The following is a 12884-nucleotide window of genomic DNA, read 5'->3' as shown; positions in this document are numbered from 1 at the left end:
CCGGATGCAAAGGTCGCGTCCGCCGGAGCCATGAGGCACCCCCTCCCCGGCCCGTCCGTACGGCGGCCGGGGGAGAGGGCAAGGCATCACCCCACGCCGATCCCGCTGGGCGCGGTGACGGCGTGCTCCTTCAGGATCGCCTCGGAGATCGCCGACACCTCGATCAGCTGCACCTCGTAGCCCCACAGATTGGCGATGTGGCGCAGCACCGCCTTGGCGTCGCTCTCGTCGAGCAACACGCCGTTGGTGACACGGTGCTGCAGGATCAGCTTGCGGTCGCCGGCGAGATCGACGTCGACGATCTGGATGTCCGGCTCCAGATAGCCCAGGTCGTACTGGCGGGCCAGCTTCTTGCGGATGTCGCGGTATCCGCGCTCGTTGTGGATGTGATCGACCAGCAGATAAGGGTCTTCGGCGTCGTCGCGCACGCTGAACAGCTTCAGCTTCCGCATCAAATGCGGGCTGAGATATTGCAGCACGAAGCTCTCGTCGCGGAAATTGGCCCAGGCCTCGCGCACCGCCGCCATGCCGTCGCCGCGGCCGGCGAGGTCGGGGAACCACTGGCGGTCCTCGTCGGTCGGCTTTTCGGCGATGCGGGCGATGTCCTGCATCATCGCGAAGCCCAGCGCGTAGGGGTTCAGGCCGGAGAAACGCTTGTCGTCGAATTCCGGCTGGAACACGACGGACGTGTGCGAATGCAGGAACTCCAGGAACGCGCCTTCGCTGATCTGGCCGGTCTCATGCAGGCGGCTCATGATCTGGTAATGGACGTAGGTGGCGCAGCCCTCGTTCATCACCTTGGTCTGTTTCTGCGGATAGAAATACTGCGAGATGTGGCGGACGATGCGCAGAAGCTCGCGCTGCCAGTGCTCAAGCCGCGGCGCCTTCTTCTCCAGGAAATAGAGGATGTTCTCTTCCGGCAGGCCCAGCAGCTTCTTGCGCTCCGACACCGACTTGGCCGGGCGCGGGCCGGCGGCGGTTTTGGGCACCGTGCGCCACAGGTCGTTGAAGGTCTGGTCCTGATATTCCTGCCGCTCGCGCTCGCGCCGCTGCTCGGTCCGCAGATCGGACCGCTTCTTCGGATATTTGTGCACGCCCTGGCTCATCAGCGCATGGGCGGCGTCCAGCACCCGCTCCACTGCCGCATGGCCGTAGCGTTCCTCGCAATGGGCGATGTAGGTCTTGGCGAATTCCAGATAGTCGAGGATGCCCTGGGCATCGGTCCATTGCTGGAACAGCTGGTTGTTCTTGAAGAAATGATTATGGCCGAAGGCGGCGTGGGCGATCACCAGCGTCTGCATCGTCATGGTGTTTTCTTCCATGATGTAGCTGATGCAGGGGCTGGAATTGATGACGATCTCGTAGGCCAGGCCGCGATAGCCCTTGCGGTACATCATCTCGTCGCGGGCGAAATGCTTGCCGAAGGACCAGTGCTTGTACATCAGCGGCATGCCGATGGACGAATAGGCATCGAGCATCTGCTCGGCGGTGATGACCTCGATCTGATTGGGATAGACGTCGAGGCCCATCTCCTTCAGCGCGATGTGCTCGATGGCGTCATAGACGCGCTTGATCTTGTCGTAATCCCACTCGACGCCGTCATACAGCAGCGCCTCGGGTCTGGTGATCACAGCGGTCATTCTCGATCTCCCCCTGCCGCCCCTCTGCCCCCCGCAGGGGATGAGGGCGGTGATTTCCCTTTATCCCCTCAGGCTTCCCTTACGCTCCCGCCTTCTCGCGGGCGAACAGCTCGCGGAAGACCGGGAAGATCTCCCGGCGGGAGCGGACGCGGCGCATGGCCAGCGGGCGTTCCGGGCTTTGCACCTGCTTGTAGGTGCGCCACAGCTCGGTTTCGCGGCCCAGCGCCGACAGGCCCATATTGTGTTCCGCCGCCACCTCGATGTAGGCGAAATACTGGCACATCGGCAGGATGACATCGCGCAGCAGGGTCGCCGACTTGGCATTGTCCGAGGACATGTTGTCGCCGTCCGACGCCTGGGCGGCGTAGATGTTCCATTCGCTGTCCGGGTAGCGCTCCTGCACCACCTTCTGCATCTCCTCAAGCGCCGTCGACACCACGGTGCCGCCAGTCTCGGTGGAATAGAAGAAGGTTTCCTCGTCCACCTCCTTGGCCTCGTGGGTGTGACGGATGAAGACGATGTCGACCGAGCGGTAGCGCCGCCGCAGGAACAGGTACAGCAGCATGAAGAAGCGCTTGGCCAAATCCTTCATGTGCTCGGTCATCGAGCCGGACACGTCCATCAGGCAGAACATCACCGCCTGGGCGATCGGCTTCGGCACCGATTCGAACCGGTTGTAGCGGACATCGATCGGGTCGATGAAGGGAATGCGGCGGGAACGCAGGACGATGTGTTCCAGCTGTTCGCGCAGCGCCTGGATCTGCGTCGCGTCCTCGCCGGCCTCCTCGGCCTCGCGCAGCATCTCCTCCAGTTCGCGGATCTCGTCGCGCTTCGGGCGTTTCAGAGCGATGCGGCGCGACAGGCTGTTCCGCATGGTGCGGACCAGGTTCAGGTTGGCGGGCGACCCCGACACCGAATAGCCGGCCCGCGTCAGCGTGTGCGATTCCGACTGCTTGACCTTCTGCTTCACCAGATCGGGAAGCTCCAGATCCTCCAGGAAGATGTCGAGGAACTCGTCGCGCGACAGGACGAAGCGGAACTCGTCCTCGCCCTCGCCGTCGGCGCTGCCCTCGCTGCCGCGGCCGCCACCGCCGCCGTCCGGGCGCTGGATGGTGTCGCCTTCCACATATTCCTTGTTGCCGGGCACGACATAGTCGCGCACCCCGCCCTGGCTGGCGCGGTGGAAGGACGGTTCGCGCACGCCGCCGGCGGCGATCGTCACCTTCTCGCCGTTCTCGATATCCTGGATGCCCCGTTTTCCCGAGGCGTCGCGGACCGCCTTGACCACCTGTTCCTTGGCACGGCGCAGGAAACGCTGGCGGTTGGCCAGGCTCTTGCCCTGCGGGTTCAGGCGACGGTCGATGATGTTCATCAAGGGGCTGGCCCTCCCACCCGTTTCGTCACGCGGCCTTAGGATCCTGACAGCTTTCTATGACAGTGGGGTTGCCGCGGGGCGTTGCAACACCCCGCCCCGCGGCAATTAAGCGTCCCCTCGGTCCAGCTGTCCCGACCCGCCGGCCTCAGCCCGCCTGCTTCACCCGCATGTACCACTCGACCAGCCGGCGGACCTGCCGCTCGGTGTAGCCGCGGGTCATCATGCGCGAGACGAACTCGGTGTGCTTCTTCTCGGTGTCGCCGTCCTTCTTCGAGCCGAAGCTGATCACCGGCAGCAGATCCTCGACCTGGCTGAACATCCGCTTCTCGATCACCTCGCGGATCTTCTCGTAAGAGGTCCAGGACGGGTTGCGGCCGGAATTGGCCGCCCGGGCGCGCAGGGCGAACTTCACGACCTCGTTGCGGAAGTCCTTCGGGTTGGCGATGCCCGCCGGCTTCTCGATCTTGGTCAGCTCCTGGTTCAGCAGCTCGCGGTTCATCAGCTGGCCGGTGTCGGGATCCTTGAAGTCCTGATCCTCGATCCAGGCATCGGCATAATCGACATAACGGTCGAACAGGTTCTGGCCGTAGTCGGAGTAGGATTCCAGATAGGCCTTCTGGATCTCGTTGCCGATGAACTCGGCGTAGCGCGGGGCGAGTTCGGCCTTGATGAACTCGACGTATTTCTTTTCCGTCTCCTCCGGGAACTGTTCGCGGCGGATCGCCTGCTCCAGCACATACATCAGATGCACCGGATCGGCCGAAATCTCGGTCGAGTCGTAGTTGAAGGTCGAGGCGAGCACCTTGAAGGCGAAGCGGGTGGAGATGCCGCCCATGCCCTCGTCGACGCCGCCCTGGTCCTTATACTCCTGCATCGACTTGGCCTTGGGATCGGTCTCCTTGACGCTCTCGCCGTCATAGACCCGCATCTTGCTGTAGACGCTGCTGTTCGGATGCTCGCGCAGGCGCGACAGAACCGAGAAGCGCGCCAGCATCTCCAGCGTCGCCGGCGCGCAGGGCGCGGTCGACAGATCGGAGCCGTTGACCAGCTTCTCGTAGATCTTCTGCTCCTCCGCCACCCGCAGGCAGTAGGGGACCTTGATCACGCAGATGCGGTCGATGAAGGCTTCGTTGTTCTTGTTGTTCTTGAAGGTCTGCCACTCCGCCTCGTTGGAGTGGGCCAGGATCACGCCCTGGAAGGGAATGGCGCCGATGTTCTCCGAGCCGACATAGTTGCCCTCCTGCGTCGCGGTCAGCAGCGGGTGCAGCATCTTGATCGGGGCCTTGAACATCTCGACGAATTCGAGCATGCCCTGGGTCGCCCGGTTCAGGCCGCCGGAGAAGCTGTAGGCGTCGGGATCGTTCTGGCTGTAGATCTCCAGCTTGCGGATGTCGACCTTGCCGACCAGCGAGGAGATGTCCTGGTTGTTCTCGTCGCCCGGCTCGGTCTTGGTGACGCCGATCTGGCGCAGCTTGCTGGGGTGGAGCTTCACCACCTTGAATCGGTTGATGTCGCCGCCGAACTCGTCGAGGCGCTTGACCGCCCACGGGCTCATCAGCCCGGTCAGGCGGCGCTTGGGGATGCCGAAGCGCTCCTCAAGCTCGTCGCCGATCTCGTCTGGGTTGAACAGGCCGAGCGGGCTTTCGAAGGTCGGGCTGATCTCCTTGCCGGCCTTCAGCACATAGATCGGGCATTTCTCCACCAGCGACTTCAGCCGCTCCGCCAGCGACGACTTGCCGCCGCCGACCGGGCCCAGCAGGTAGAGGATCTGCTTGCGCTCCTCCAGCCCTTGCGCTGCGTGCCGGAAGAAGCCGACGATCCGTTCGATCGTCTCTTCCATGCCGTAGAACTCGGAGAAGGCGGGATAGACCTTGATGGTCCGGTTCATGAAGATGCGGCCCAACCGCGGGTCGCGGGCCGTGTCGACCACCTCCGGTTCGCCGATGGCGGCCAGGATGCGTTCGGAGGCCGAGGCGTAGGACATCGGGTCGTCGCGGCACAGCTGGAGATAGTCCATCAGGGACATCTCGGTCTCGCGGCGGGTCTCGTAATTCTGCGTGTAGCGCGTGAACAGTTCGTCGGCCGGGAACATTCGTCGCTCCGTCTTATCTGGTCCGATGCGCCGGGGGGCCGCCGGTGGCTGCGGCGGCAGGGCGCGGCGCATGCCGCGATCCAAGGGGCACTCCAGGGAAGACGCGGACCGCGCAGGGTCCGCAGCCTCCCCACTCAGCGATAGAAGCCAGCGGTCTGGTGTAAGGAACGGTCCTGTGAAGGCCGGGAGAGGTCCGTCTCGCGACGCGGCGACCCCCGAACGAGTCATTTTTGAATGTAATGCTCCACTTGGAGCTTTCCAGGCACTCAGGCTCCATAGCCGGAAAGCCCGCGGTGAAGCTGGCCTCAGCCATAGGACCTAGGTCCTGCGGCCGGTGTGGGTGCGCCGAGCGCACCTGTTCAACCCATGCGCGCATCGGCCGCGCATGCGTCGGAAGGTTCGGCGAAAGACGTGTGACGGTGTCGGGAGAAGACGGCGTGGAACCGGCGGCAATCGTCGTTGCCCGTCCGATCGGGAAGAACTGCCCAGTGCGATGCGACCCAAGCGGGTTCCATCGGGCGCTCCTTGTCACGCCATCGGCCTCCTCAAGCAGACGCGCCGCCTCGACCAAGCACGGCGCAGGGATTTACCGTCGATGCTGAACTCCAAACCTTAACAATTTCCGGTAAGGGGCCTTGCGGTCTGCCGCAGTGTCGGCCACGGCCTCGCAACACCTCCCCAACACTTCTTTGAGGTCATGTTGCGTCCCAATCGTCCTCATCAACAAGGCGGAAATTGGGTGAGGATGGGGCACCAACGCGGCACGGTGGATGGCTACCGCTGGATTACCGAATTGTTTCAATGGCTTGGCACGCTTGCCACGGGGTGGGAAATTTTAAGGGCGGGTCTGCGCCCCCCGCTTGCCGCCAGTGGCGGCAGCAATCTCCGGCGGTAAACCGGACTTTCGGACAATGCCGGCAGCCGTCCCGCCGGACGGCCCCTCAGGCCGGCTGCCAGGCCTTCACCCCGATGCTCAGCGCCTCGCGCAGGCTCGCGGGGGTGACGGGCTTGGCCAGCACCGCGTGGGCGCCGCTGTCGCGCGCCTGGGCTTTGCGGTCGTCATCGACGCGGCCGCTCATGAACACGACCGGCAGGCTGCTGTGGCGCGACTCGCCGCTGGTGCGCAGCGCCCGGACGAAACCGAATCCGTCCATCGGCTGCATCTCCACATCGCACAGCACCAGATCGGGCGCATGGGCGGCGACCACGGCCAGTCCCGACTCGCCGTCGGCGGCCTGATGAACCGCCTTGACGCCCAGCGTGCCCAGCATCTTCGCCAGCACCATGCGGGTGAAGGATTCGTCTTCGACCACCAGGACCGACAGGGCGCCGAACGGCGTCCCCGTCTCGCCTGACGTCTTGCCTGCCGCATCGCCCTCAGCCAACCGGTCAGTCACCACGCCCGCCCTTTCGCTTGAGCGACCGGCCGGCGGAATGCTGCCGACGGTCATTTCGTGACCCGATCTGTGTACGATGGCAACCAGAGACACGCAAGATGTCCAAAAATACGAGGGTGCACACTGCCCTGGCCCGTGCCCTGGCCCATGCCCTGGATGAGCGGTTGCGCCGGCCCGTCAGCCCCGCTTAGATGGACGGCATGAGCTTCCTCGATCACATCCGCGCGTGCAACGCGCACGACCTGTCCGGCTTCCGCCCGTTCGAGCTGGACGGCCACACCGTGGGCTGGGTGCGCCATGCCCTGGCCGAGGCGCTGCCCGAGGTCGATCCGGGCTTCGTCGTCACCGCCGACCGGCTGACCATCGCGCCCGAGATCCGGGATTTCGAGGCGCGCTCCACCCTGCTCGACCATGCCGCCGCCTATCTGGTGGAACAGGGAACGGTCAAGGCGCTGCGCGGCGAATATTACCCGGTCCTGCCGCGCTGGGGGGCGGAGCCGCTGGCCCGGCTGGACCGTGCCGCCGTCGGCGCCTTCGGGATCGAGGCCTATGGCCTGCACATCAACGGCTTTATCCGCGACGAATCCGCCGGCAATGGGGCCGGCGGCCTTCTGCTGTGGGTCGGCCGGCGCGCCAGCGACCGCGAGGTGGCACCGGGCCAGCTCGATAACCTGATCGCCGGCGGCCAGCCCATCGGCCTGAGCCTGGCCGAGAATCTGGAGAAGGAGGCGGCGGAGGAGGCCGGGCTGGACGCCGAGACCGCGCGGCGCGCCGTGCCGGTCGGCGCCATCAGCTACACCATGGAAACGCCGGCCGGGCTGAAGCGCGACCGCCTGTTCGTCTACGATCTGGAGCTTCCGCCCGGCCTCACCCCCGTCAACACCGACGGCGAGGTGGAGAGTTTCGAACTCTGGCCGCTCGACAAGGTGGCGGAGTCGGTGCGCGGCACCAATGAGTGGAAGTTCAACGTGAACCTCGTGGTGGCCGATTTCCTGATCCGCCACGGCTGGCTGACGCCGGAAAACGACCCCGATTATCTGGAGATCGCCCGCAGCCTGCGGCGGTAGGCCCGGCGCTTCGCCGGTCGGGTGCGGCTCCGGACAGACAAAAGGCCCCGCCCTCTTGCGAGAGCGGGGCCGTTTTCTTCCGGCCGCGGCGGCGCCCGGTACCTTGGCACTGGAGGCAGTTACTGGGGCAGCGGCTGCGGGCTGTCGGCCAGCGAGCGCAGGTAAGCGACGACCGCTGCGCGGTCATCATCCTTCTTGAGGCCGGCGAAGGTCATCTTGGTGCCCGGGGCGTAGCCCTTCGGGTCATAGAGGAACTTGTTCAGCTCGTCATACGTCCAGGTGCCGCCGGTCTTGACCAGCGCATCGGAGTAGGCGAAGCCCTGCATATGGCCCTTCGGACCGCCGACGACGCCAAACAGGTTCGGGCCGACCTTGGCGGCACCGCCCTTGTCGAAGCTGTGGCAGGCGGCGCAGGCCTTGGCGACCTTCTGGCCCGCCTCCGGGCTGGCGGCGGCGAGCAGCGGCGCGATCGGCGCCGGACCGGTGGGAGCGGCACCCTTGTCGGCGGGCGCGCTGGCCCCCTCGGGCGTCGCGACGACATACACGCTCTTTTCGAGCGGCTTCGAATGAACCAGCACCTTGGACGCGAATCCGGCCAGCATCGCGATCAGCCCGGCCAGCAGCACGGCGCCGAAAACCTTGTTCCACTCCATGCTCATTGATGAGCCCCTTTGTTCCCTAATTTCAGTACACTCGGCGTTTCTCCCGCCCGCGGCTGAACGCGCCGCGGCTACCATAGCCCGCGGTCCGAAGCTTGTCATAGCCCGGCGGACCGCGAAAAAAGGTCGCATACAAATTTGTCGCAGTCACCAACCACTTAATTTGCTTGCGCATTACGCTGCATCGCAAAACAGCATGAAGGCAGGCGCTGCAGCGCCATATCGGCCCCCACGCCAGCTGCCATGCAGTCCCTCGACGCCGCCCCTTGACGCCGCCCCGGCGTCCGTGGTTCACCCGCGCCAGACAAGCGTCGCGAATCCAAGCGTTCCGATTCCCCGCTCCACCGGACCTTCCCACCGGAGTTTCCGCGCCATGCCGACCGCCGCCCCCGCCAGCACTTCCGTCAGCCGTCCGACCAACCCGGTCGTGGTGATCCCGGCACGCATGGCCTCCGTCCGGCTGCCCGGCAAGCCGCTGGCCGACATCCTCGGCGCGCCGATGATCGTCCATGTGCTGCGCCGCGCCATGGAGGCGGAGATCGGCCCGGTGGTGGTCGCCTGCGCCGAGCCGGAGATCGCCCGCGCAGTCGAGGCCGCCGGCGGCACCGCGGTGCTGACCCGCCCCGACCATCCCTCGGGCTCCGACCGTATCTTCGAGGCGCTGCAGCTGATCGACCCGGAAGGGCGGCACGATGCGGTGGTGAATGTGCAGGGCGACCTGCCGACCATCGAGCCGGAGAGCGTGCGCGCCGCCTTCGCGCCGCTGGCCGACCCCGAGGTCGACATCGCCACCCTGGTCGCCGAGATCACGCGGGAGGAGGAACGGACCAATCCCAACGTGGTGAAGGCGGTGCTGGAGCTGCCGGCGGGCTCCCGCCAGGGCCGCGCACTCTATTTCACCCGCGCCACCGCGCCGACCGGCGACGGGCCTCTCTATCACCACATCGGCCTCTACGCCTACCGCCGGGCGGCGCTGGAGCGCTTCGTGTCGCTGCCGCCCTCGGTGCTGGAGCAGCGCGAGCGGCTGGAGCAGCTGCGTGCCCTGTCCAACGGCATGCGCATCGACGCGGCGGTCGTTGACGCGGTTCCGCTGGGTGTCGATACTCCCGCCGACCTGGAGCGCGCCTGCGCCCTCCTCGCCGGCCGCAAGGCCGGCTGAAGGTAAGACACCCGGCCGTCAGGCCGGCTGAAACCTTATATATCAATCTTTTATAAGATCCGCCGGGGGAATACCGCTCATGGGCACGTCCAACATCATCGCCTTCCAGGGCTTCCCCGGCGCCTATTCCGACCTGGCCTGCCGCAACGCGCGGCCGACCATGACGACGATGCCCTGCGCCACCTTCGAGGACGCCTTCTCCGCTGTGCGCGATGGCCGGGCCTCGCTGGCGATGATCCCGGTGGAGAACTCCATTGCCGGCCGTGTCGCCGACAACCACTACCTGCTGCCCGAAGGCGGCCTGCACATCATCGGCGAGCATTTCCAGCGGGTGAACCACCAGCTGCTGGCGCCGAAGGGGGCCACGCTGGACAGCATCCAGACCGTGCGCAGCCACATCCAGGCGCTGTCGCAGTGCCAGACCGCCATCCGCGGCCTGGGCCTGCAGGCGATCAACCATGCCGACACGGCGGGGGCCGCGAAGGAGATTGCGGCGATGAACGATCCGCGCCATGCCGCCATCGCCTCCTCTCTCGCCGCAGAGATCTATGGCCTCGACATCCTGAAGAGCGGGATCGAGGACGCCACCCACAACACCACCCGCTTCCTGATCCTGGCGCGCGAGCCGAAGCTGCCGGCGCAGGGCTCCTGCAAGACGATCACCACCTTCGTCTTCCGTGTGCGCAGCGTGCCGGCGGCGCTCTACAAGGCGCTGGGCGGCTTCGCCACCAACGGCATCAACATGACCAAGCTGGAAAGCTACATGGTCGGCGGCCACTTCACCCAGACCCAGTTCTATGCCGACGTGGAAGGCCATCCCGACGAGCGCCCGCTGCGTCTCGCGCTCGAGGAGTTGGACTTCTTCGCCCGCGAGGTGAAGATCCTGGGCGTCTATCCGGCCAACCCCTTCCGCTATCAGGAAAGCCAGCGCGTCGGCGAAGACTGACGTTCTCACGCAACGCCTTCGGCAAACGGGATGACGATGTCGGAGCGCAGAAGTCCGACATGACCCTGATGAAGTGGATGCTCGGCTTCGTTTTTGCCTTTCAGATCGGCATCTTGGTGACGCTGTTCATCCACTGATCCCTCACCCCTCCGCCATCCATTCCCGGATCAGGCGGTGGGCAATCGAGTCGGGCCGGGCGAGGCGGAAGGTCTCGTCCGGGGTATGGGTCCGCAGGAAATCGCGGTCGAACCAGCGGGCGCTTTCCAGCTCGTCGTTGCCGGTGTCGATGTCGAAGCTGGTGGCCCGCGCGGTGAAGCCCAGCATCAGCGAGGACGGGAAGGGCCAGGGCTGCGACGAGCGGTACCGGATGTCCGTCACCGTCAGCCCGACCTCCTCGAACACCTCGCGGGCGACGGTGTCCTCCAGGCTTTCGCCCGGTTCGAGGAAGCCGGCCAGCACCGAATGCATGCCGGGCGGGAACCGGCTCTGCCGGCCCAGGACCGCCCGGTCGCCGCCGTCATGGACCAGCATGATCACCGCCGGGTCGGTGCGCGGGAAATGATGGGTGGCACAGTCGGGATTGGTGCAGAGCCGCACATGCCCGCCCTCCGCCGTCGCCGCCGGAGAGCCGCAGACGCCGCAGAAACGATGGCGGGCGTTCCACCACACCATGCCGCGGGCGTAGGCGCACAGCGCCGCCTCGCCTTCCGGCATCAGCGGGCCGGTGACGCGCAGATCCTCGAACCGGCCATGGCCGCGCAGGGCGGGCAGGGCGTCCGGGTCCTCGACCATCGACAGGTCGACGGTGAAGACCGGCGTGCCGTCCATAAGGCCGAGAAAGATCGGCACCGCGTCCAACCCCTCCGCCGGCAGCAGGACGGCGCGGGGCGCATCCTCCGGACCGGCGACGAAGCTTTTGGTCTGCCAGATCGGCAGGACGCGGGACGCAGGGGCGAGCCAGGCCTCCGTCAGCCAATCCTCGTCCTTGCGGCGGAGGGAGGCGCGGTCGATGGGCGCGGCGGCGTAGATGTTGGGTCGGTTCGTCATGGCCCGTCGAGGCTGCCACAAGCCGCGCCGGGCGCAAAGCCCTCCCGGCGGATGGGCTGCCCGGCGGAAATCGGGGCCTCTCCTCAAGCAGAGCCGGGGCGCTTTCGGGTTTCCGGGGCGGGCGGGCGCCGTTAGGATGCGGCAACCCTATCGACCAAAGTCAAGGAGCGACCATGACCGAACCCTGCCCCGCCCCGATGGTGGCGCTCGCCCAGCGGTTGGCCGACTCCAGCGGCAGCGTGGTCCGCCGCTATTTCCGCACCCCCGTCGCCATCGACGACAAGGCCGACGCCTCGCCGGTCACCATCGCCGACCGCGAGGCGGAGCACGTCATCCGCACCATCATCGAAAGCCAGCGCCCCGACGACGGCATCTATGGCGAGGAGCACGGCACCAAGAACCTGGACGCCGAGTGGGTGTGGGTGATCGACCCCATCGACGGCACCAAGTCCTTCATCACCGGCAGGCCGATCTTCGGCACGCTGATCGCCCTGCTGCACCATGGCCGCCCAGTGCTCGGCATCATCGACCAGCCCATCGTCGGCGACCGCTGGATCGGCGTCGAAGGCCGCCCGACCACCCACAACGGCCAGCCGGTGCGCGTGCGCCCCTGCCCCGGCGGGCTGCCTGCCGCCATGTTCGGCACCACCTCTCCCGACCTGTTCCCCGGCAGCGACTACGAGGCCTACCGCCGCGTCGCCGCCAGGGTGAAGACGGCCTCCTACGGCGGCGACTGCTACAGCTACGGCCTGCTGGCGTCCGGCTATTACGACCTCGTCGTCGAGTCGGGGCTGAAGCTGTACGATTTCGCGGCCTTGGTGCCGGTGGTGACCGGGGCCGGCGGGCTGATGACGGATTGGGACGGCAAGCCGCTCGACGCCAACTCCACCGGCCGGGTGATCGCCGCCGGCGATCCTCAGACCCACCGGGACGCCATGACGGTGCTGGCAGGCTGAGGGCGAAATGACCGCCATCCCCCCTCCCGCCCGTTCCGTTTTCGAAACGTCCCCTGAAAAGCTGCGACCCTTTCTGGAGGGGCTGGCGGTTCGGGTGTCGGGCGGGTCGAACTGGATGGTGCGCAAGAAGACGGTCTGCGACCTGCTGCTGGGGCTCGACGCCTTCTTCGCCCTGCCGGCGGCCGAACGCAGCGCCCTGATGGCCGACGGCGGCGCCTCCCCCGACATCGCCGAGGCCGAGGGCAGGACCGACGGCGGGCCGGAGGATTTCCGCAAGGTCCTGCCGCTCTATGTCGGCGCCATCCTGGAAGGAATGCGGGAGACGGTCATTGCGTCCCCGGAACAGGCCGCGATCTATCTGCTGTCGATCCATCCCGAACATCAGGCGGCGGCGGAGGCCTGGATGCTGGCCGACCCGCGCAACGGAAAGTCGGTGCGCAAGCTGATGCGGACCGACCGCCGCTATCGCCAGTTGATGGACCGCATGGCCGACCATTGGCGCGCGGCGCGAAGCAACTGACTTGAGAACCGGAATTGCGCTTGACC

Annotated in this window: 12 protein-coding genes; 5 read left to right on the top strand and 7 right to left on the bottom strand. The window is 66.4% G+C overall.

The features are described 5' to 3' along the window. Positions 1-86 precede the first annotated feature (86 nt). The 4 genes from GBZ48_RS10930 to GBZ48_RS10915 all read right to left on the bottom strand — a co-directional run bounded on the left by GBZ48_RS10930 (position 87) and on the right by GBZ48_RS10915 (position 6504). On the bottom strand, positions 87-1640 hold the full coding sequence (locus tag GBZ48_RS10930; protein ID WP_174471070.1) for a SpoVR family protein: 1554 nt from the start codon (positions 1638-1640) through the stop codon (positions 87-89). A 79-nt stretch (positions 1641-1719) separates the two neighbouring features. Then, a complete protein-coding gene (locus GBZ48_RS10925; protein WP_042696281.1) occupies positions 1720-3012 on the bottom strand; it encodes a YeaH/YhbH family protein in 1293 nt (430 codons plus the stop codon). 148 nt (positions 3013-3160) lie between these two features. Then, positions 3161-5107 carry a PrkA family serine protein kinase gene (locus GBZ48_RS10920; protein WP_098739016.1) on the bottom strand — a complete coding sequence of 649 codons (1947 nt, stop codon included), beginning with the start codon at positions 5105-5107 and terminating at the stop codon, positions 3161-3163. Positions 5108-6048: 941 nt separating this feature from the next. Continuing rightward, complete coding sequence (locus GBZ48_RS10915; protein WP_343049522.1) at positions 6049-6504, bottom strand: response regulator; 456 nt, start codon at positions 6502-6504, stop codon at positions 6049-6051. 200 nt (positions 6505-6704) lie between these two features. Here GBZ48_RS10915 and GBZ48_RS10910 point away from each other — a divergent pair, with 200 nt between their 5' ends. Then, positions 6705-7571: a DUF4743 domain-containing protein gene (locus tag GBZ48_RS10910; protein ID WP_174471068.1), complete on the top strand. Its 867-nt coding sequence runs from the start codon at positions 6705-6707 to the stop codon at positions 7569-7571. 119 nt (positions 7572-7690) lie between these two features. Here GBZ48_RS10910 and GBZ48_RS10905 read toward each other — a convergent pair whose 3' ends face one another. After that, positions 7691-8230, bottom strand: a complete 540-nt coding sequence (locus GBZ48_RS10905) for a c-type cytochrome (RefSeq protein WP_174471067.1) — start codon at positions 8228-8230, stop codon at positions 7691-7693. A 373-nt stretch (positions 8231-8603) separates the two neighbouring features. On the opposite strand from GBZ48_RS10905, the gene GBZ48_RS10900 reads away from it, so the two are divergent. Then, positions 8604-9389 (top strand): 3-deoxy-manno-octulosonate cytidylyltransferase, encoded by a 786-nt coding sequence (locus GBZ48_RS10900; protein WP_174471066.1) that lies wholly within the window; start codon positions 8604-8606, stop codon positions 9387-9389. Between the two features lie 79 nt (positions 9390-9468). After that, positions 9469-10335: a prephenate dehydratase gene (locus tag GBZ48_RS10895; protein ID WP_109051966.1), complete on the top strand. Its 867-nt coding sequence runs from the start codon at positions 9469-9471 to the stop codon at positions 10333-10335. 5 nt (positions 10336-10340) lie between these two features. Here the strand turns inward: GBZ48_RS10895 and GBZ48_RS36695 are convergent, their stop codons facing one another. Both GBZ48_RS36695 and nudC read right to left on the bottom strand, forming a co-directional pair. Beyond that, entirely contained in the window at positions 10341-10469 is a 129-nt protein-coding gene (locus GBZ48_RS36695) for a hypothetical protein (RefSeq protein WP_281362397.1), read from the bottom strand. Positions 10470-10476: 7 nt separating this feature from the next. After that, positions 10477-11382 carry an NAD(+) diphosphatase gene (nudC, locus tag GBZ48_RS10890; RefSeq protein WP_174471065.1) on the bottom strand — a complete coding sequence of 302 codons (906 nt, stop codon included), beginning with the start codon at positions 11380-11382 and terminating at the stop codon, positions 10477-10479. A gap of 173 nt (positions 11383-11555) precedes the next feature. On the opposite strand from nudC, the gene hisN reads away from it, so the two are divergent. Continuing rightward, positions 11556-12338 (top strand): histidinol-phosphatase, encoded by a 783-nt coding sequence (gene hisN / locus GBZ48_RS10885; protein ID WP_174471064.1) that lies wholly within the window; start codon positions 11556-11558, stop codon positions 12336-12338. 7 nt (positions 12339-12345) lie between these two features. Further along, complete coding sequence (locus GBZ48_RS10880) at positions 12346-12858, top strand: hypothetical protein (protein WP_174471063.1); 513 nt, start codon at positions 12346-12348, stop codon at positions 12856-12858. Positions 12859-12884 lie beyond the last annotated feature (26 nt).

The organism is Azospirillum melinis (assembly GCF_013340935.1).
GTDB lineage: Bacteria > Pseudomonadota > Alphaproteobacteria > Azospirillales > Azospirillaceae > Azospirillum > Azospirillum melinis.
The sequence above is the reverse complement of the archived record's forward strand: the minus strand, read 5'-3'. Positions and strand labels throughout refer to the sequence as shown.

What these genes read in the sequence shown, in the direction of transcription:
- GBZ48_RS10930 (WP_174471070.1), bottom strand. Translation starts at nt 1,640, where the DNA reads ATGACCGCTGTGATCACCAGACCCGAGGCGCTGCTGTATGACGGCGTC.
- GBZ48_RS10925 (WP_042696281.1), bottom strand. Translation starts at nt 3,012, where the DNA reads ATGAACATCATCGACCGTCGCCTGAACCCGCAGGGCAAGAGCCTGGCC.
- GBZ48_RS10920 (WP_098739016.1), bottom strand. Translation starts at nt 5,107, where the DNA reads ATGTTCCCGGCCGACGAACTGTTCACGCGCTACACGCAGAATTACGAG.
- GBZ48_RS10910 (WP_174471068.1), top strand. Translation starts at nt 6,705, where the DNA reads ATGAGCTTCCTCGATCACATCCGCGCGTGCAACGCGCACGACCTGTCC.
- GBZ48_RS10905 (WP_174471067.1), bottom strand. Translation starts at nt 8,230, where the DNA reads ATGAGCATGGAGTGGAACAAGGTTTTCGGCGCCGTGCTGCTGGCCGGG.
- GBZ48_RS10900 (WP_174471066.1), top strand. Translation starts at nt 8,604, where the DNA reads ATGCCGACCGCCGCCCCCGCCAGCACTTCCGTCAGCCGTCCGACCAAC.
- GBZ48_RS10895 (WP_109051966.1), top strand. Translation starts at nt 9,469, where the DNA reads ATGGGCACGTCCAACATCATCGCCTTCCAGGGCTTCCCCGGCGCCTAT.
- nudC (WP_174471065.1), bottom strand. Translation starts at nt 11,382, where the DNA reads ATGACGAACCGACCCAACATCTACGCCGCCGCGCCCATCGACCGCGCC.
- hisN (WP_174471064.1), top strand. Translation starts at nt 11,556, where the DNA reads ATGACCGAACCCTGCCCCGCCCCGATGGTGGCGCTCGCCCAGCGGTTG.
- GBZ48_RS10880 (WP_174471063.1), top strand. Translation starts at nt 12,346, where the DNA reads ATGACCGCCATCCCCCCTCCCGCCCGTTCCGTTTTCGAAACGTCCCCT.